Genomic DNA, 18,431 nt, shown 5'->3' on the forward strand with positions numbered 1-18,431 from the left:
TGACACGAGCCAGCGCCGCGGCGCGCCGAATTGTGTGGCGTGCCGCTGACGGGGTGGTGAGGTGGAACGGGTTGAACCGTATCCGCGACAAAGGAATTTGTGATCGAGGTCGCACAACTTGGCCGATGGCCAACCATCGCACCGGCGCTTCGCCGGGCACCGGTTCTTCGCCCCACGAAGGCCGACCGCTTCGAACCTTTCAGGGAAAACGCCCGGGAAACTGGAAGAGCGATATTCGCGGGGCGGCCTTTCCCGTCAGCCGATCGGCGGGAACAACGCCGCACGCGTCAACGGCTGGCCAGACACATGGACATGTCACACCGGCACGCCAGGCCGAACTGCTGCCGAAGCGTGCGCCCGGCCCAATCGGAAGCGGAAGCCGCCACCCCTCGCCGCACGAGCGCGACCCTCGCGACGCGCGCGGCCCTGGTCGGCGGGGGCCTCGAACATCGCGCCACAGGAGTCCCTCCCGTCGCCTCCTGTTGGCCTGAACTCCGCCCGGACTCCGTCGGCGTGGGCCCGCCGGAACGGCCGGGCGACGCGAAGACGCCCACGACGGCGGGCTCTTCGCATCGCGGGCGTACGCCGATTCAGCAGGTGATGAAGACCGGACGGGCATCCGCCCGGCCGTAGGCGAGGATGCGCGTGAGCGCCTCCCGCATGCGGGCCACATCGTCGGCCGGCGCCCGCAGGACCGCCTCGACCACCGGCTCGTCCGGGCACAGCCCGTCCAGCCCCAGCTCGTCCAGGCCCAGTTCGTCCACATCGGCGGGGTCGAAGGTGATCCGCAGGACGTTCCCTTCCAGCTCCACCCTGCGCACACATCCGTACGCGGTGCTCTGGTCGGGGGTGACGACGCAGTAAGAGTCCATGCCGAGGCGGACGTCCTGGTCGTCCGGCTCCCCGAAGCCGCCCTGGAACTGGAGGGCGAAGCCCTCCTCGTCCCCCGACTCCGCGACTCCGGCGGTCGGGACGTGGACGCCCGGTGGAAGCTCTTCGTGCCACCCGTAGGCGACGCTCGCGATAAACCTGTAGGTCACACAGGTGTTCTATCAGACCCGTCACGGCCGGCCAGCCTTGTCGTGATCACGATGGCGGGCTATCTTGCATTGCATGGTTCCTGGTGAAGCAATGAACGAGCTCGGGGGCAGAGTCCCCAGCCAGCTCCGCAAGGGCGTCCTGGAGCACTGCGTGCTCGCGCTGCTCAGGGACGGTCCCCGGTACGGCGTGGAGCTGCTCGCCGAGCTGTCGGCGGTCAGCGTCATGACCACCAGCCAGGGCACGATCTATCCGCTGCTGTCCCGGCTGCGCCGCGAGGGGTACGTCGACACCGAGCTGCGGGAGTCGCCGAGCGGGCCGCCGCGTCGCTACTACACGCTGACGCCGGTGGGCCGGGCGGCGCTCGGCGAGTTCACCCGGGCCTGGCCGTTGTTCCGGGACGCCGTGGACCACTTCGTCGGCGTCCCGCCGTCCGTACCGGGGCCGACCGCCCCACCGGCCCCATCCGCCACGACGGCCGACGCCGTCTCCGACACCGCATCCCAGCACGGATCCCAGGGGGAACCCGCATGAACGCCATCGACCACCCCGTCGTCTCCGCCTACCTCGACGCCGTCGCCCGCGAGACGGCCGGGCTCCCCGCCGACCGGCGCGCCGAGCTGCTCGCCGACCTCCGCGAGCACATCGAGGTGAGCGGCGCCGACACCGAGGCGCGGCTGCGCGAGGTGCTCGCCGAGCTGGGCGAGCCCCGTACCGTCGCCGCCTCCGCGCTCGCCGAGGAGCCCTACCCGGCGGCGGCCACCGTGGCCCCGGTGAGCAAGGGGAAGGCCCGGCTCACGGCGGTGCTGCTCGGCTTCGGCGGGCTGCTGTTCCTGATGAACCCGCTGCTCGGCGCCGTGGCGCTGATCGCCGGTCTGGTGCTGCTCTGGTCCGCGCCGCACTGGGAGCAGCGCGACAAGACCATCGCGACCGTCACCTCGCTCGCCGTGCCCGTCGCGGTGCTCATCGGCGGCCTCGTGCTCTCGGCCGGCCGGATCGGCGTGATCGAGCTGCTCCTCGCCATGGCCTTCGCCCTCGTCGTCCCGGGCTGCGGCGCGCTGATGCTGATGTCCCGGCTGCGCGCGCCGCGCGCGTCCGTGTGAGCCGACCTGACCTGACCCGCCCCACCCGCCTATCCTTCTTCCCGGACACCAACGGGTGACCGACGGGGGAAAGGGAGGGACGGATGAACTGGATCTGGGTGATCCTCATCCTGTTCTGGACGGGTGGCTTCGCCTGGGCCGCCGACAACATCCGGACGGCTCTGCGGCATCGCCACGAGCGCAAGATGGAGGTCCTGGAGGCGGCCAAGCAGGAGCGGATCGCGCTCGACGCGGCCGGGAAGTCCCCGGAGCCGGTCTGCGGGTGCACGCACCACCTGGCCAAGCACGACAAGCAGGGCCGGTGCCACGAGCGGGTGGAGGTGCCGGTGGCCTGGGACGAGAACAAGAAGCCGGTGCGGTACGAGCCGGGGCAGTGCAACTGCCAGCAGTACATCGGTCCGCAGCCGCTGTCGCAGATCTACCCGGACGAGCTGACGGACCTCTAGGACGGACGGTCGTCACGAACCACACGCCGGAGCCCCCGGGAGGAAGTCCTCCCGGGGGCTCCGGTGCGTTCGGTCGAGCAGGTTTCGCGTCGAGCAGGTTTCGCCAGGAAAGTTTCGCCTAGAAGGTGAGGTTCCAGGCGTCGATGCGGCCGGTGTCCGAGGCCGCGATGTCCTGGGCGCGGAGCTTCCAGGTGCCGTTGGCGACCTCGCTCGAGGCGTTGACCGTGTAGGTCTTCAGGACGTCGTCGGCGCTGTCGCTGTTGGTGAAGTCCTCCAGCGGGTACACGGTGCCGTCGGGCGCGACCAGGGAGAGCACCAGGTCGCCGCGGTAGGTGTGCTTGATGTCGACGCCGACCTTGAGGGTCGCCGGGGCGTTGCCGGTGACACCGGTGACGGTGATCGGGCTCTCGACGGTGGTGTTGTCCGGGATGGCCACGTCCGTGAGGTTCTCGAAGTACGGGCCGGTGGGCGGCTGGGTGGTGCCGCTGACCGCCTTCAGCGCGTCGACCTGGCCCTCGCCGAAGAAGCCGTTCTTCGTGGCGGTGCCGGTGCAGCGGCTGTCGGACGGGCACGCCTTGTCGGTGGCCTGGGTGGCGAGCGCGGCGCGGATGTCGGCCGGGGTGTACGTCGGGTTGGCGCTGGCGATCAGCGCGGCGACGCCGGTGACGTGCGGGGAGGCCATCGACGTACCGCTCTTGGAGCCGTATTTGCCGCCGGGCAGCGTCGAGTAGACGCCGGTGGCACCGTCGCCGCCGGGGGCGGTGACGTCGATGACGCCGTTGCCGAAGTTCGAGTACGACGCCTTCGCGCCGCCGCTGGCCTGCGCGGAGACGGTGACGACGCCCGGCAGCTCGGTCGGGATGTCGATGCAGGCGTTGGTGATCGTGCGGGTCACCGGCGTCGAGTCGTTGGGGCTCTCGCTGTCGGTGGTCTTGTTGGCCAGGTCGTAGTTCGAGTTGCCGGCCGCGGCGACCTGCAGCGAGCCCTTGGACTCGGCGTACGCCTGGGCGCGCCGGACGCCCTCGATGATGGCGGCCTGGTCGACGTTGTCGGGGCAGTTGAACTGCCACGGGTCGGTGTAGTAGCTGTTGTTGGTGACCTTGAAGCCGTGGTCACCGGCCCACATGAAGCCGCAGACGGTGTTCTCGGCGAAGAACAGGGTGCTGGTGGGTTCGGCGATGCGCACGGAGGCGAGCTTCACTCCGGGGGCCACGCCGACCACGCCCTTGCCGTTCTTGGCGGCGGCGATCGTCCCGGCGACGTGCGTGCCGTGGGTGTCGACGTCGCGCCAGGCGCCCGCGCGGGTGTCGGCCTTGCCGTAGGCGCAGGAGACGGAGTCGGCCGCGTCGAAGTTGGGCGCGATGTCCTGGTGCTGGTCGTCGACGCCGGTGTCGAGGACGCCGACCTTGACGGCGGCGGAGCCGGTGTTGACGGCCCATGCCTGCTCGGCCTTGATCTGCGTCATGTCCCAGCGGTTCGACTCGGTGAGGGTCGTCGCCGACTGGCTGGGGTTGGCGGGGAGCGCCGGGTTGTACGCGTCGGCGGGGACGTCGGAGGTGCGGGTCGCGCCCACCTGCTGGACGCCGGAGACGCCGCGCAGGGTGGCGGCGAACGTGGCGGAGGTGGAGTGGGCGACCACGACGCCGATGGCGTCGTAGGTGGCGAAGACGGTGCCGCCGTTGGCGGTGACGGCCGAGCGTACGGCGGTGGTGTCACCGGGCGTGGTGATGACCAGGTACGCGCGGGTGCCGGCCGCCCAGGCGGCGGTCTGCTCCGTGCCCGTGGCCTGGGCGCGCGGCGCGGCCGGGGCCTTGATCGGGGGCTTGCTCGCGGCCTCGGACCGTATGTGCGCGGTGCCGTGCGGCTCGATGCCGTTCGGGGCCTGCGCGGTGGCCTGGGCGGGGGCGGCGATGGCGACGGTGGCGCCGACGACGGCGGCGACCGCGACCGGGAGTCTCAGCCGACTCGATATGTGGGAAAACATTGCGTCCTCCGATGGCCCGGAGGCGCGGGTGGCACCGGCCGGGCCCTGTGATGTGTGGGGTGGACGCAAGATCCCAGGGCGCCGGGAGCGGAGGGAAGGATTCTGCTCGCCATATCCCTTTCCGTTACCCATTGTTGATCTGACGGAACGCCAAGTCGGTCACGAACGCGACCTGTTGTGACAATCCGGCGTCCCGGGAGCGGGCGGTCCGTCGGCGGGACCGCCCGGACCTGGGAAGACGTCTCGGCCACCGGCTCGGCGCATGGCGCAAAATGGGCTCCATGAGGCTTCCCGCTCCGCTGAGAGTGATCAATGAAGGGCTCGCGTTCCTCCTGGAACTCGCGGCCCTGGCCGCCCTCGCCTGGTGGGGCTGGCGGACGTCCGACCACACCGCGGTACGGCTGCTCGCCGCCGTCGCCACGCCCGGCGCGGCGGCGGTGCTGTGGGGCCTGTTCGCCGCGCCCCGGGCGCGTTTCGCGGTCCCGCTGCCCGCCGTCCTGCTGGTGAAGGCGCTGGTGTTCGGGTCCGCCGTGGCGGCGCTGCTCGCGCTCGGGCAGCGCGGCGACGCGGTGACGTTCGGCGCGGTCCTTCTCGTCAACACGGTCCTGGTGACGGTGGACCGGCGGGGAGCGGCCAGGGCGGCGGCGGGCCGGGCGGGCTGATCCACCGGGCAGGCGCGCGGGTGGCCGAACCCGCTGGTCAGGGGTGTGCGTTGGAGCTTCCGCCGAGGAGAACCGGCCACCCTGGTCGGGTCATCGCATTGCGGGGCCGCGCGGCCCGCGGTTTGGATCGTCCGATGTGAACGGCGCCGGTCCGGGCGGACGCCGGTGGACCGGAGGACGCGCATGACTTCCCTGCTCGACGGGTGGACGCCCTGGCCCGAGGAGTTCGTCGACCGCTACTGGCTGTCCGGGCACTGGCACGGCTTCTCGCTCGACCAGGTGCTCCGGGACCGTGCGGTGCGGTACGGGCCGAGGACCGCGCTCGTGCACGGCGACACCCGGCTGACGTACGCGGCGCTGAACCGGCGGGTGGACCGGGCGGCCGCCGGGTTCCGGCTGCGCGGGGTCGGACCCCGGGCCCGGGTCGTCGTGCAGCTGCCGAACGTGCCCGAGCTGGTCGTCACCGTCTTCGCCCTGGTCCGGGCCGGTGCGCTCCCGGTGCTGTGCCCGCCCGCGTACCGCACGGACGAGGTGGCCCGGCTGGTGCGGGGCGCCGAGGCCGTCGGCTATGTCGGTCCGACCTCGCACGACGGCTTCGACCACGGCTCGATGGCGGCGGAGATCGCGGCCGGATCGCCCTTCCTGCGCCGGGTGTTCACCCTCGACCGGCCGGGCGAGTCGTCCCCGTACGGCGGCCTCACCACGGACACCGTCGGCTGTCACTACTTCCCGCTGCACTCGGTCGACGCCCCGCCGGTGCCCGCGCTGGTCCTCGCCGCGGGGCAGCCCGCGCTGCTGCTCGTCGCCGACGCGGAGACGCAGCGCGTTGGCGGGCCGCGCCTCGTGCCCCGTACTCACAACGACCTCGTGGGGCAGGCTCTCACCGCCGCCGAGGCGGTGGCGCTGACCGAGGACGACGTGTACCTCGCCGCGCTGCCGGTCGGTTCGGCGTCCGGCCTCGCCTCCCCCGGCGTCATCGGCACGCTCGCGGCGGGCGGAACCGTGGTCCTGACGGAACATCAGGAACCTTCGGAGTACGCCGAGTTGGCGGCACGAGAAGGAGTGACCGTCGCGGCGGTGGAGCGGGATGCCGACGTGGCCCCGCTGCTCGCGGGCGGTGTGCGGTGGGTGCAGGTGGTGGGCGGCCTCGGCCCCGGCAGCCCCGGCAGCCCCGGCAGCCCCGGCGGTCCTGGGACCGCCGGACCGGTGGGGGCGGCCAGGCGGGTCCGGCGGGTGCTCGCCCCGGCGACGGGGCCGGTCCTGCTCACCCCGCCCGGTGCGGCGGACGGCGAGCCGGGCGGGCCGCTCACCGCGCTCTCCGCCGACGACGAGCTCCGGGTGGTCGACGCCGAGGGCGCCGAGGTGCCGGACGGTGAGCCGGGCGAGCTGCTCGCCCGCGGCCCGTACACCCCGCGCGGCTTCTACCGCTCCCCCGACGCCGACGCCCGCGCCTTCACTCCCGACGGCCGTCTGCGGACCGGGCTGCTGGTCCGTCGTACGCCGACGGGCTCGCTGGAGCTGACGGGTCGGGTCGCCGAGGCGCCGGGCGGCGCGTGAGCCGGGCGCCGACCGCCAGGACCAGGGCAAGGGCGGCGAGGGCGGCGCTGGTACGGGCGGCTGCGCCGGGATCTCCGGTCGCGCCGGTGACGGCCGCCGCGAGCAACGGGCCCGCGAACGCGCCGACGTTGAGGGCCGTCGTCGCGAACGCGCCCGCGAGGGACGGTGCTTCGGCCGCGTGCCCGAGCACCCGGCCGACCAGGGCGGTGCCGAGCAGGAACGACAGCGCGCCCTGGAGGAACGACAGCAGGAACAGCGGTACGGGATGGGTGGCGAGCCCCGCGAGCAGCGCCCAGCCGACGGTCAGAGCCCCGAGTGCGGGCAGCAGCCGTACCGTCGTCCGTCCGGCGACGGTGACGCCGAGGAAGGCGCCCAGGCCGAACGCGGCGAGCAGCCCGGGGACCGCGCCGGGCGGCAGTCCGGTGACGTCGGTGGCCACGACGGCGAGGAACGCGAAGCTGCCGAAGGTCGCGCCGTTGACGAGGACGGCGAGCGTCAGGGCCGTGCGGAGCGGGCGGGACCGCAGCACCCGCAGTTCGCGCAGCGGCGCGGCGGGCGGTGTAGCCTTCGCCCCGGCGGCCGGGGCCGTGCCGACGAGGGCGAGGGCGGGCACGCACAGCACGGCGACGGCCCAGAACGCCGAGCGCCAGCCGTGCGCTTCGCCGAGCAGGGCGCCCGCCGGGACGCCGACCACGCAGGCCAGGGTGACGCCGGACAGCAGCACGGCGGTGGCCCGCGCGCGCCGCTCGGCCGGCACGAGGGAGACGCCGTACGGCAGGGCGACGGCGAGGAAGCCCGCGTTGGCGATCGCGGCGACAGCCCGGGTGCCGATGAGGATCCCGAAGTCGGCGGTCAGGGCGCCGACGACGTGCGCGAGCACGAAGACGGCCAGGAACCCGGCGAGGGCGGGGCGGCGTGGCCAGCGGGCGCCGACGACGGCCATCAGCGGGGCGCCGACGATCATTCCGACGGCGTAGGCGGAGGTCAGGCCCGCGGCGGCGGCCGTGGAGACGTGCAGGTCGTGGGCGAGGTCCGGGACGAGCCCGGACAGCATGAACTCGGAGGTGCCCTGGGCGAAGACGGCGAGGGCCAGGACATGGAGGAAGACGGGCAAGGACGGGCTCCGGCGTCGAGTGGGACACGGACGGGGAGATCCGCACGCCGCCGACGGCACGCGCACGACGGTCGTGACGTGCCGGCATGGGCCGTCGCTCGCTCAGGCGGGGCGGCCCAGGCCGGGCTGGCGGATCCGGATCACCGGTCCGGTCACGCGGGGCGGAGGGCAGGCAGGCCGATTCGGCCGGGGGCCCGCGAAGGGGTCCGGCTCGGGGTCCGGCTCAGTCCTGGGCGCGCCACCGGGTGACCGGTGGCTCGGCTCTCTCCGACTCGGGGCTCGTCACCCGCCCGACGGTACGGCGCCGCCCGCCCGTCCCGCACCCGGTTTTTCCGGACCCGGCAGCGCCGCGCGGCCTCAGACGGCCCACTCCGGGGCCCAGACCGCCCCACTCCCGGCCGGGTCGGCCACCTCCGCGTCGGCCAGGGTACGGAGCAGATGCTCGCGCAGCGCGGTCAGTGCCGGGTGGGGGTTGTCGTCGCGCCAGAGCAGCGCGTGCGGGTAGACCGGGGTGGGGCCGACGACCGGGATGCGCCGCAGGCCGTGGCCGTCGGGCCAGACCAGGCGGGTGCCGGCGCCGACCAGGCTGGCGAGCTTCGGGGTGTCGGCGACGACGTCGAGCAGGTCCTCGATGCCGAAGTTGGGGCCGGTGGACTCGATGGTGAGCCCGAAGGCGGCGGCGAGGTCGTCGTAGTAGGCGCCCCATTCGGTGCCGGGGACGATGCCGGGGATCCAGATCCGGTGCCCGATCAGCTCGTACGGGGTGACCTCGGTGGCCCCGGCGAGGGCGTGGCGCGGTCCGACGAGGAGCTGGTGGGGCTCGTCGTGGACGCGGACGGCCCGGATCCCGTCGGGGAGCCGGGTGCCCGGGGCGGGCGCGGCGCGGAAGGTGGCGTCGATGGTGCCGGAGTGCAACGCGGCGACGGCCTGGGCCGCGTCGAAGAGGTGGACGACGTCCAGGTCGGTGCCGGGGTGGGCGCGGTGGAAGGCGCGCAGCAGGGTGGACGGGGCCAGCCGGGAGCCGATGACGTCGACGCGCAGGGCGCGCCGCCCGGGCCGTACCGAGGCGACGGCCCGCTCCTCGGCGCGCAGCAGGGCGCGGGCGTGCGGCAGGAACGCCTGGCCGTCGATGGTCGGCCGGGCGCCGCGCGGGGTGCGGGTGAGGAGCTGGACCCCGAGGTCCTTCTCCAGGGCGGCGATCCGTTTGGAGACGGCCTGCTGGGTGATGCCGAGTTCGTCGGCTGCTTGGTGGAAGCGGCCGGTTCCGGCGACGGCGACAAAGGTGCGGACGGCGTCGAGATCCATGCCCACGACCCTAGCGGGGCCGGGAGTGTCGACAACCGCTGGTTGTCGCGGACCTCTCCCCCGGTTGTTTGACCTGGGGGCCTTCGGGTCGTTTGGATGCGGGGCGGCAACGGTCGGTGGGCGATCGGCGGGTACCGGCGAGGACGGGCAGGGCACGGTGGTGCGGGTGGCGGACGGCGCGGGGGGCCACGGGCGAGCGCGTGGGCGGGGCCCCGGGGGTGGTCTCGGGCGGAGTTTCGGGTGGCTCTGGGCCGCGTACGGGGTGAGCGCGTTCGGGTCGTGGCTGGCCTTCAACGCGCTGCCGCTGCTCGCGATCCGCGAACTGCACGCCGGGCCCGCGCAGGTGGCCGCGCTCGCCTCGGTCGGCGCCGCCGTGGGCGCGGTCCTGGCGGTGCCGCTGGGGCCGTGGGTGGAGTTCCGGCGGAAGCGGCCGGTGATGGTGGCCATGGATCTGCTGCGGTGCGCGGCACTGCTCTCGGTCCCGGCGGCGTACGCGCTGGGGCTGCTCGGGTTCGCGCAGCTCATGGTGGTGTCGGTGGCGGTCGCGGCGGCCGGGATCGGGTTCGACGCCGCGTCCGGCGCGTACCTGAAGTCGCTGCTCGGGCCCGACGAGCTGCTGATCGCCAACGGACGCCTGGAGTCGACGAGCTGGACGGCGACGCTCGCCGGGCCGCCGCTGGGCGGTGTGCTCGTCGGGCTGCTCGGTCCGGTGGTCACGGTCGTCGTGGACGCCGTCAGCTATCTGCTTTCGGCGCTCGGGCTGCGGGCGATCCGCGCCCCCGAGCCGCCTCCCGAGCCCCGGCCGAAGGCACCGGCGGGCGGCCGGGACGGGGCGCGGCGGGCCCGCCGCCGCGAACTGGTCGAAGGCTGGCGGCACATCCTGGGCGACCCGGTGCTGCGGCCGTTGTTCTGGCACACCATCCTGGTGAACAGTCTGATCCTGGCCACCGAGCCGCTGCTCGCCGTGCTGCTGCTCCAGCGGCTCGGCTATCCGACCTGGCAGTACGGTCTTGCCTTCGCCCTGCCGTGTGTGGGCGGTCTGGTCGGCGCCCGGCTCGCCCGGCCGCTCGCCGCGCGCCTCGGCCGGCACCGGGTGCTGGTGGCGGCGGGGGCGCTGCGGACGGTGTTCCCGGTGGGGCTCGCGGTGGTCGGACCCGGGACGACGGGCCTGGTGGCCGTGATGGCGGTCGAGTTCGGGCTGATCTTCTGCTCGGCCGTGTTCAACCCCCTGTTCGCCACGCTCCGTCTTGAACGCACGCCCCGGCACCTGGTGGCGCGGACGCTGTCCGCCTGGGCGGTCAGCCGCCGGGCCGTGATGGCGCTGCTCACGGCGGGGTGCGGGCTGCTCGCCGGAGTGGTGGGGGTGCGGGGCGGGCTCGCCGTGATCGGGGTGGCGCTGCTCGCGACCCCGCTGCTGCTGCCCCGGCGCGCCACCGTGGCGGCGGCCGGACAGGGGGCGGAGCAGGCGGCGGAGCCGAACGCCCGGCGGGCGGAGCGCAGCGGCGCGGCGGCGGACTGACCGCCGGGGCATCCCGGGGCCGCCCGCCACACCGCCGCACCGGCCGGGTCGGTCCCGGTCCCGGTCCCGGTCAGACCGCCGCGAGTTCCGCTCCGGCCCCGTTCGTCGCTCCGGCCTCCGCCGCCGCTCCGGCTCCGGCTCCGGTCGCGGTCGCGGCCTCGACCTCGGCGAGCACGCGCAGTGCCGCCGCCACCGACTCCTCGGACGCCGGGAGCATCGGCAGCCGTACGTCGGCGGTCGGGATACGGCCCTGGGCGTGCAGCACTCCCTTGACGACGGCCGGGTTGGGCTCGGCGAAGAGGGCCGTGGAGAGCCGGGCGAGCCGGTGGCCGAGGTCCCGGGCGCGGGGTACGTCGCCCGCCTGCCAGGCGGCGGCGAGGGCGACGAACCGGTCCGTCGCGACGTGCGCGGACGCGAGGATGCCGCCCGCCGCGCCGAGCCCGAGCAGTGCCGAGGCGAACACGTCGTCCCCGGCGAGCACGGCGAAGCCGTCCGGCAGGTCGCCCAGCAGGGCCACGGTGTCCTGGTCGATGCCGCCCGCCGCGTGCTTGACGCCCGCGACGCCGGGCAGCGCGCCGAGCGCGCGCAGGGTCGGCGCGTCGAGCGAACGGCCGGTGCGGTACGGGATGTGGTAGACGACCAGCGGCACCGGGCTGACCTCGGCGAGCCGGGCGAAGTGCGCGACGACCCCGTCGAGCGACGGGCGTACGAACGCGGGCACGGTCACGAGCGCCGCCGTCACCTCCGGCCATCGGCTCAGCTCGGCGAGGTCCCGGGCGGCGGCCGCGGTGGCGCCGCCGCCCGCGCCGACGATCAGCGCGGCCCGCCGCTCGCGGCACACCTGGGCACAGGTGTCGACGACGGCGGTCCGCTCGTCAGGTTCGAGGGCGCCGCTCTCCCCGGTCGTACCGAGCGCGACGACACCGCTCGCGCCGCCGTCGAGGGCGGCGTGGGCGAGGCCGGCCAGGGCGTCGAGGTCGGGGCGGCCGTCGAGGCCGAAGGGGGTGACGAGCGGGACGAAGATGCCCTGCGGGGAGTACGAGGCGCCCGAGGCGGACGTGGTCTGTGCGGTCGGTGCGGTCGGTGCGCTTGGTGCGTTGTGTGCCATGCGTCGAGCTTCCCGGCCCGGAAACCACAGGTCCAGTTCGCTTTTCCGATGGGACACGTAAGCTGAGCTGATGCTCGATGTACGTCGCCTGCGCCTGCTGCGCGAACTGGCCCTGCGCGGCACCATCGCCGCCGTCGCCGACGCGCTCGCCTTCACCCCCTCCGCCGTGTCGCAGCAGCTGGCCACCCTGGAGCGGGAGGCCGGGGTCGCCCTGCTCGAACGGTCCGGGCGCGGGGTGCGACTGACGCCCGCGGGCGAGAACCTGGTACGGCACGCCGAGGCGGTGCTCGAACGCCTCGAACTGGCGGCGGCCGAACTCGCCGAGGCCCGGCACGGTCCTGCGGGACCGCTGCGCATCGGCGCGTTCCCGACGGCGACCCGCTCGTTCGTACCGGCGGCGCTCGTCCGGCTCGCCGAGCGGCACCCTGCCCTCGAACCGATGGTCGCCGAGACCGACCCGGCGGCGGTCGGGCACGCGCTGCGGGCCGGTGACCTGGACGCCGCCCTGATCAGCGACTACGACCTGGTGCCGACGCCGCTCGAACCGGGCCTCGCGGCGGAGGAGCTGTGCGAGGAGGCCATGTTCCTGGCGACGGCGACCGCGACGACCTCGCCCGTACCGCCGTCGGGTCTCGACGCGCTCGCGGGGCGGCGCGAGGAGGCATGGATCATGCCGGGTCCCGACACCCTGTGCCGGGCGGTGACCGAGCGGATGTGCCGGGCGGCGGGATTCGTGCCGCGGGTACGGCACGAGGTCGACGAGTTCGGCACGGTCCTGGCGTTCGTGGCGGCGGGTCAGGGAGTGGCCGTGGTGCCGGAGTTGGGGGCGACGGACCCGCCCCCCGGCGTCCGGCTCACCGAACTGCCGGTGCGCCGCCGCACCTGGATCGCGTTCCGCAGCGGCGCGGGCCCGCACCCGGCGATCGCGGCGCTGACCGGGGCGCTGCGCGAATCCGTACCGGACCGCCTTCGGGTGCCCGGCGGCACGGCATCATGAGCGCCATGCGCCTACACCGTCGCCCGCAGGACCGTGACCGCTGGATCAAGGGCGCCCTGGAGGCGGTCCTCGACGGAGAGCTCCGGCGGTGCGCCGACTGCGGCACGCCGATCCGCCGCTATCTGCACCGCTACCACCCGTACGACTCCGACTCGTACGAGCGGTGCTTCTCCTTCGCCTGGTGCTCGCCGTGCCGCGTCTACAGCGCGAACGTCTGCTTCGTGGCGCGCCGCCGGGTGCTGCCGGACCTGCTCGCGGGGCTGCCCCAGGACCGCAGGGACCGGCTCGTCGCCACCGAGACGGGGCTGATCGAGCACCTCGACGGGAACCCGGCGGTGGAGCAGCACGCGGACGCGTCTCGACCTCAAGTACAGCCTGAGGGTCAGGCTCAGGTTGAGGGCCAGGGTCAGGGTCAGGGTCAGGGTCAGGGTCAGGGTCAGAACAGGTCGGGCGCGGCGAAGAGTTCCTCGATCCAGTAGGCGCTCGACTCGTGGCAGTCGTCGGCGGGGGTGCCGGGGAACAGCCGGAACCAGGAGACCGCCCGCGAGACGGCGGCCAGCCGGACCGCGAGGGTCGCGGCGCGGCGCAGTGCGGGCAGCGGGATCCCCAGGTCGGTCCAGGGCTCCAGATAGGCGTCGCGGACGGCGGTCACGGCCTCGGGGCCGTACCGCTCGCGGACGTCCCGGGCGGGCACGAGGAGGCTGGCGAAGGGGTGGGCGATCGCCGCGTCGCCCCAGTCGAAGAAGGTGAAGCGGCCCGGGGCGGGGGCGAGGACCTGGCCGTCGTGCAGGTCGCAGTGGTCGAGCGAGTCGGGGACGCCGGACGCGTCGAGCTCCGCGCACCAGTCGAGCAGCCGCGGGCGCCGCGCCCGCAGGGCCGCGCGGGTGTCCGGGGCGAGGGTGGGGTTCGTGGCGACCAGGCCGTCGAAGATCTCCGGCAGTTCCCGGGTCCTGGCGCCGGGCACGCCGAGGGCCGTCATCCGCTCGGTGTACGGGGTGAGGGCGCGCTGCATGCGCGCGTACTGGCCGACCGCGCTGAGCCAGTCGGCCCGGTCGGCCTCGCCCGCGTCGAGGACGCGCCGCAGCAGCGGGCCGCCGTCGGGCAGCAGCGACCAGCCGCGTTCCGGGTCGACGGCGAGCGGGGTCATCACGTGGTCGGGCACCCAGTCGGCGAGGGCGCCGCCGAGGGCGGCCTCGAAACCGGCAGTGGGGGCGCTGGCCTTGAACCAGACGGCGTCCCGGGCGTCCGGCCCGGTACGGAAGCGGACCAGGACCGACCAGGGCCTGATCCGCGCCTGGCGCGGGCCGTGCTCGCGCAGACCGTGGCGTTCGAGAGCGGCGCAGGCCCAGTCGAGGGCGGCGGCGCGCCACTCCGGGTCTTCCCAGGGGGTGACGGCGGCGGTGAAGCGGCCCCGGTCCGTGTCGGTCACGGTGTCGCTCACTGTGGCGGTGGCAGTGGCGGTGTCGGTGGCGGAGTCGGTCTGGTCGCGCATCCGGCGATTGGATCACCGGCCGGGGCCCGGCCGCACCCGAATTGTGCCGGGCGGGCTCGTGCCGGACGGCTCGTGCTGGGCCGCGCCGGTGGTGCCGGGCGGCGCCGACAGGCCCGTACACGCTCCTGAAGGCGACCGTCGCCCCGTACCCGCGCGGTGACCGGGCGGGTACGGGGCGACGGAGGGTCCGTACGACTCCGCGTACGGGACGGGGCGTCAGTCGCGTCCGGCCTCGCGGTCGGCGGCCTTCTGCGCCTTCTCGGCGTGCATCTCCTTGATGCGGACGTTCTCCTTGCGGACGTCCACCTGCGTCTCGCGCTCCTTCTGGAGCCACTCCGGGTTCTCGGCCTTGAGGGCGTCGATCTGCTCGGTGGTGAGCGCGTCGGTCACGCCGCCACGGGCGAGGCCGGAGATGGAGACGCCCAGCTTGGCCGCCACCACGGGGCGCGGGTGCGGGCCGTTGCTGCGCAGGTCGCGCAGCCACTGCGGCGGGTCGGTCTGGAGGGCGTTCAGCTCGGCGCGGGAGACGACACCCTCGCGGAACTCGGCGGGGGTGGCATCGAGGTAGACGCCCAGCTTCTTCGCCGCGGTGGCGGGCTTCATGGTCTGGGCGTTCTGGTGCTGCGTCATGGTGACAAGAATATCGGCCACGTGCGCCGACGCCGACCACTGCCGGTAATCTGGCCAGGTGACAGGCATTCCGGACTCCCCCGCCAGCACCCCCGCCCCCGACCTCGGCCCGGCCGCACCGCTCGGGCCCGAGCCCGCGGCCCCGGCCGCCGACCCGGCCGCGGGACCTGCGACGGAACGGGCCGCGGGGCCGTCGTTCCGGCTGGCGTACGTGCCGGGTGTGACGCCCGGGAAGTGGGCGCGGATCTGGCACGAGCGGCTGCCCGACGTGCGGCTCGACCTCGTCCAGGCGACCGCCGAGGAGGCCGACGGGCTGCTCCGGGCGGGGTCGGCGGACGCCGGGTTCGTGCGGCTCCCGGTGGACCGTACGTTCTTCAGCGCGATCCCCCTGTACACGGAGACGACCGTCGTCGTGTGCCCGAAGGACCACCTGGTGGCGGCGGCCGATGAGGTGACGGTCGCGGACATCGCCGACGAGATCGTGCTGCATCCGCACGACGACGCGCTCGGCTGGGAGCGCCCGCCGGGGCAGCCCGCGTTCGAGCGGCCCGCGACGACCGGTGACGCGATCGAGCTGGTGGCGGCCGGGATCGGGCTGCTGATCGTGCCGCAGTCGCTGGCCCGGCTGCACCACCGCAAGGACCTGACGTACCGGACGCTCACCGACGCCCCGCAGTCGCAGGTCGCGCTCGCCTGGCCGGAGGACGCGACGACCGATCTGGTCGAGGACTTCATCGGGATCGTGCGGGGCCGGACCGTCAACAGCTCGCGCGGTCGCAGGCCCGACGAGAAGACCGCCACGGATCGGGCGAAGGCCCCGGCGAAAGCTCAGGGGCGGCCCCAGAAGGGCGGCGGCAAGGGCGGGGCGTCCGGCGGCGGGAAGAAGCCGCCGGGGTCCGGCGGCCGGGGCAAGCCCGCGGGCGGCGCGGCCGGCCGGGGCGCGCGCTCCGGGAAGCCGCGCCGGGGCGGTCGCTGACGGCCACCCCGGCCACCTCGGCCATCTCGCCCCCAGCGGTCCTGGCGGGCGGGGCGGGCCTGCCGGTCCGACGGCGGTCAGACCGCCGACCAGCCGCCGTCGACCGGGAGCACCACACCGTTGATGTTGCGGGCGGCGTCGGAGGCGAGGAAGACGATCGCGTCGGCCTGGGTGTCGGCCGCCGCGGGCTGCCCGACGTTCCCCATGTAGGCGCCGAGCGCCCGGGGGCCGTCCGCCGCCGGGTCGAGGTCGACCCGGATGTTGGTGAGGGTGCCGCCGGGGGCGACCGCGTTGGCGCGGATGCCCCGGTCGCGGTAGGTGACGGCGAGGGACTTCGTCAGGCCGACGATCCCGTGCTTGGCCGCGGTGTACGCGGCGCCCGCCGCCGAACCGCGCAGCCCGGCCTCGGAGGCGGTGAAGACGATCGCGCCGCGGCCCGCGTCCAGCATGTGCGGCAGGGCGGCCCGGGTCAGCAGGAACGGCGCGGTGAGGTTGATCCGCAGCAGCCGCTCCCATTCGGTGTCGGTGACGTCGGCGACGGCCGACATGCTGTCCATGATCCCGGCGTTGTTGACGAGCACGTCGAGGGTGCCGCCGTGGAAGGAGTCCAAGGCGGTGGCGACGACCCGGTCGACGACGTCCTGCTCGCCGAGGTCGCCGACGACGGTGACGGCGGCGCCGCCGTTCGCCTCTATGAAGGCGGCGGTTTCCGCCGCGGCCTTGGCGTCGAGGTCGGCGACGACCACTCCGGCGCCGCGCGCGGCGAACGCGAGGGCGGTGGCGCGGCCGATGCCGGAGCCCGCACCGGTGACGACGACCGTGCGGCCGGTGAAGTCCTGCGGGAGGACGGGAGCGACTGCCCGGCTGCTCGGGCCGGTGGGACTGGCAGGGCTGGTGGGGCTGGTGGGGCTGGTCATGCGGGGTGGTGCCTTCCGTTCGGGGTGATGCGGGTCCGCGCCGGGGGGTGGGGCGCGCGGGGCGGTACGGGTCAGGCGGCGGGCTCGGGGGTCGGCGTCGCCGGACGTTCGGCGGCCGGGGCCGGAACGGGCTTCGGGTGGGCGGGGATCAGCGCGGCGACGGCGGCCGCGGCGAGGGCGACGGCGCCGCCGATGACCAGGGCGACCCGGAAGCCGCTCTCGGACGGGAGCGCGTGGCCGCCGAAGTCGGTGGTCAGCTGGGCCAGGACGACGCCGATGACGGCGGCCGACACGGAGCTGCCGATGGAGCGCATCAGGGTGTTGAAGCTGTTGGCGGAGGCGGTCTCGTGCAGCGGCACGGCGCCCATGATGAGGGAGGGCATCGCCCCGTAGGCGAGTCCGACACCCGTGTTGCAGATGAGGGTGACCACGAGCAGGCCCCAGGTGGAGCCCATCAGGGCGAGCGCGGAGAGGTAGCCGACGGAGATCACCAGGCTGCCGACGGACAGGGTGACCTTGGGGCCGCGGGCGGCCGTGAGCTTCGCGCCGAGCGGGGCGAGGGCCATCATCATCAGGCCCGCGGGGGCCATCCAGAGGCCCATGGCCATCATCGACTGGCCGAGGCCGTAACCGGTGGCCTCAGGCAACTGCAGGAGCTGCGGAACGACGAGGGACTGCGCGTACATCGCGAACCCGACCAGGATCGAGGCCAGGTTGGTCATCAGGACCTGGGGGCGGGCGGTGGTGCGCAGGTCGACCAGCGGGTCGTGGGTGCGCAGCTCCCAGACGCCCCAGCCGAGCAGGGCGACGGCGGAGACGGCGAACAGACCGAGGGTGGTGGCGCTGCCCCAGCCCCAGACGGAGCCCTTGGAGACGGCGAGGAGCAGGGCGACCAGTCCGCCGCCGAGGCCGACGGCACCGAGGACGTCGAAGCGTCCGGCGGCGGCCTTGGCGACCTTGCCGTCGGGGACGACGACGGCGATGAGCACGCCGACGAGGAGGCTGAAGCCGCCCGCGACCCAGAACAGCACGCGCCAGCTGGCGTGTTCGGCGACGGCGGCGGAGAACGGCAGGCCGAGGGCGCCGCCGACGCCCATGGAGGCGCTCATCAGGGCGATGGAGGAGCCGAGCTTCTCGGGCGGCAGCACGTCGCGGAGCAGGCTGATGCCGAGCGGGACGATGCCCATGCCGAGGCCCTGGAGGGCGCGTCCGGCGACCATCGGGGCGACGGAGCCGGAGACGGCGCAGAGCACGGAGCCCGCGACGAGCGGGACGGTGAGGGCGAGCAGCAGGCGGCGCTTGCCGTACATGTCGCCGAGGCGTCCGGCGACGGGGGTGGCGACGGCGGCGGCGAGGAGGGTCGCGGTGATCACCCAGGAGGCGTTGGACGCGGTGGTGCCGAGGAGTTTCGGCAGGTCGCCGATGAGCGGGACGACGAGCGTCTGCATCAGCGCGGCGACGATGCCGGCGAGGGCGAGCACGCCGACGACGCGACCGGCGCCGCCGGTCCCGCCGGGTTCGGTGGGGTGGGCTGCGGCCGAGGAGGGCGCGGCGGTCATGGGGGCTCCCAGGGGGTCCGTACG

At 74.5% G+C, this 18,431-nt stretch carries 18 protein-coding genes; 9 read left to right on the forward strand and 9 right to left on the reverse strand.

All coding sequences use genetic code 11. From position 1 onward, the window contains the following. Positions 1-590: 590 nt before the first annotated feature. Positions 591-1,040, reverse strand: a complete 450-nt coding sequence (locus tag ACIPXM_RS32735; RefSeq protein ID WP_401663050.1) for an Imm10 family immunity protein — start codon at positions 1,038-1,040, stop codon at positions 591-593. Between the two features lie 73 nt (positions 1,041-1,113). On the opposite strand from ACIPXM_RS32735, the gene ACIPXM_RS32740 reads away from it, so the two are divergent. The 3 genes from ACIPXM_RS32740 to ACIPXM_RS32750 all read left to right on the forward strand — a co-directional run bounded on the left by ACIPXM_RS32740 (position 1,114) and on the right by ACIPXM_RS32750 (position 2,587). Then, complete coding sequence (locus tag ACIPXM_RS32740) at positions 1,114-1,572, forward strand: PadR family transcriptional regulator (protein ID WP_401663052.1); 459 nt, start codon at positions 1,114-1,116, stop codon at positions 1,570-1,572. Beyond that, on the forward strand, positions 1,569-2,141 hold the full coding sequence (locus ACIPXM_RS32745; protein WP_401663054.1) for an HAAS signaling domain-containing protein: 573 nt from the start codon (positions 1,569-1,571) through the stop codon (positions 2,139-2,141). Before ACIPXM_RS32740 ends, ACIPXM_RS32745 begins: the two co-directional genes overlap by 4 nt. 83 nt (positions 2,142-2,224) lie before the next feature. Next, a complete protein-coding gene (locus ACIPXM_RS32750) occupies positions 2,225-2,587 on the forward strand; it encodes a hypothetical protein (protein WP_401663056.1) in 363 nt (120 codons plus the stop codon). 118 nt (positions 2,588-2,705) lie between these two features. On the opposite strand, the gene ACIPXM_RS32755 is transcribed toward ACIPXM_RS32750, so the two are convergent. After that, positions 2,706-4,571, reverse strand: a complete 1,866-nt coding sequence (locus tag ACIPXM_RS32755; RefSeq protein ID WP_401663058.1) for a S8 family peptidase — start codon at positions 4,569-4,571, stop codon at positions 2,706-2,708. Between the two features lie 281 nt (positions 4,572-4,852). Here ACIPXM_RS32755 and ACIPXM_RS32760 point away from each other — a divergent pair, with 281 nt between their 5' ends. After that, complete coding sequence (locus tag ACIPXM_RS32760; protein WP_401663060.1) at positions 4,853-5,233, forward strand: YrdB family protein; 381 nt, start codon at positions 4,853-4,855, stop codon at positions 5,231-5,233. A gap of 183 nt (positions 5,234-5,416) precedes the next feature. Further along, a complete protein-coding gene (locus tag ACIPXM_RS32765) occupies positions 5,417-6,790 on the forward strand; it encodes an AMP-binding protein (RefSeq protein ID WP_401663062.1) in 1,374 nt (457 codons plus the stop codon). Here the strand turns inward: ACIPXM_RS32765 and ACIPXM_RS32770 are convergent. Then, positions 6,687-7,904: a Cmx/CmrA family chloramphenicol efflux MFS transporter gene (locus ACIPXM_RS32770; protein WP_401663064.1), complete on the reverse strand. Its 1,218-nt coding sequence runs from the start codon at positions 7,902-7,904 to the stop codon at positions 6,687-6,689. The two genes, ACIPXM_RS32765 and ACIPXM_RS32770, sit on opposite strands and share 104 nt — an antisense overlap. A gap of 357 nt (positions 7,905-8,261) precedes the next feature. After that, positions 8,262-9,209: a LysR family transcriptional regulator gene (locus ACIPXM_RS32775; RefSeq protein ID WP_401663066.1), complete on the reverse strand. Its 948-nt coding sequence runs from the start codon at positions 9,207-9,209 to the stop codon at positions 8,262-8,264. A 262-nt stretch (positions 9,210-9,471) separates the two neighbouring features. On the opposite strand from ACIPXM_RS32775, the gene ACIPXM_RS32780 reads away from it, so the two are divergent. Then, positions 9,472-10,728: an MFS transporter gene (locus ACIPXM_RS32780; RefSeq protein WP_401663068.1), complete on the forward strand. Its 1,257-nt coding sequence runs from the start codon at positions 9,472-9,474 to the stop codon at positions 10,726-10,728. Between the two features lie 70 nt (positions 10,729-10,798). On the opposite strand, the gene ACIPXM_RS32785 is transcribed toward ACIPXM_RS32780, so the two are convergent. Further along, positions 10,799-11,836: a dihydrodipicolinate synthase family protein gene (locus ACIPXM_RS32785; RefSeq protein ID WP_401663070.1), complete on the reverse strand. Its 1,038-nt coding sequence runs from the start codon at positions 11,834-11,836 to the stop codon at positions 10,799-10,801. 70 nt (positions 11,837-11,906) lie between these two features. On the opposite strand from ACIPXM_RS32785, the gene ACIPXM_RS32790 reads away from it, so the two are divergent. After that, positions 11,907-12,833 carry a LysR family transcriptional regulator gene (locus ACIPXM_RS32790; protein WP_401663072.1) on the forward strand — a complete coding sequence of 309 codons (927 nt, stop codon included), beginning with the start codon at positions 11,907-11,909 and terminating at the stop codon, positions 12,831-12,833. A gap of 5 nt (positions 12,834-12,838) precedes the next feature. Further along, on the forward strand, positions 12,839-13,312 hold the full coding sequence (locus tag ACIPXM_RS32795; RefSeq protein ID WP_401663074.1) for a hypothetical protein: 474 nt from the start codon (positions 12,839-12,841) through the stop codon (positions 13,310-13,312). Here the strand turns inward: ACIPXM_RS32795 and ACIPXM_RS32800 are convergent. Together ACIPXM_RS32800 and ACIPXM_RS32805 are read right to left on the reverse strand one after the other, a co-directional pair. Beyond that, positions 13,270-14,325 (reverse strand): phosphotransferase, encoded by a 1,056-nt coding sequence (locus tag ACIPXM_RS32800; RefSeq protein ID WP_401663076.1) that lies wholly within the window; start codon positions 14,323-14,325, stop codon positions 13,270-13,272. The two genes, ACIPXM_RS32795 and ACIPXM_RS32800, sit on opposite strands and share 43 nt — an antisense overlap. Before the next feature lie 216 nt (positions 14,326-14,541). Beyond that, positions 14,542-14,955: a DUF5997 family protein gene (locus tag ACIPXM_RS32805; RefSeq protein WP_401663078.1), complete on the reverse strand. Its 414-nt coding sequence runs from the start codon at positions 14,953-14,955 to the stop codon at positions 14,542-14,544. 202 nt (positions 14,956-15,157) lie between these two features. Here ACIPXM_RS32805 and ACIPXM_RS32810 point away from each other — a divergent pair, with 202 nt between their 5' ends. Next, entirely contained in the window at positions 15,158-15,931 is a 774-nt protein-coding gene (locus ACIPXM_RS32810; protein ID WP_401663134.1) for a LysR family substrate-binding domain-containing protein, read from the forward strand. 77 nt (positions 15,932-16,008) lie between these two features. On the opposite strand, the gene ACIPXM_RS32815 is transcribed toward ACIPXM_RS32810, so the two are convergent. Continuing rightward, on the reverse strand, positions 16,009-16,848 hold the full coding sequence (locus tag ACIPXM_RS32815) for an SDR family NAD(P)-dependent oxidoreductase (RefSeq protein ID WP_401663080.1): 840 nt from the start codon (positions 16,846-16,848) through the stop codon (positions 16,009-16,011). Between the two features lie 71 nt (positions 16,849-16,919). Then, complete coding sequence (locus tag ACIPXM_RS32820; RefSeq protein ID WP_401663082.1) at positions 16,920-18,407, reverse strand: MFS transporter; 1,488 nt, start codon at positions 18,405-18,407, stop codon at positions 16,920-16,922. Positions 18,408-18,431 lie beyond the last annotated feature (24 nt).

It is taken from the genome of Streptomyces sp. NPDC090025 (assembly GCF_044748125.1).
Lineage (GTDB): Bacteria > Actinomycetota > Actinomycetes > Streptomycetales > Streptomycetaceae > Streptomyces.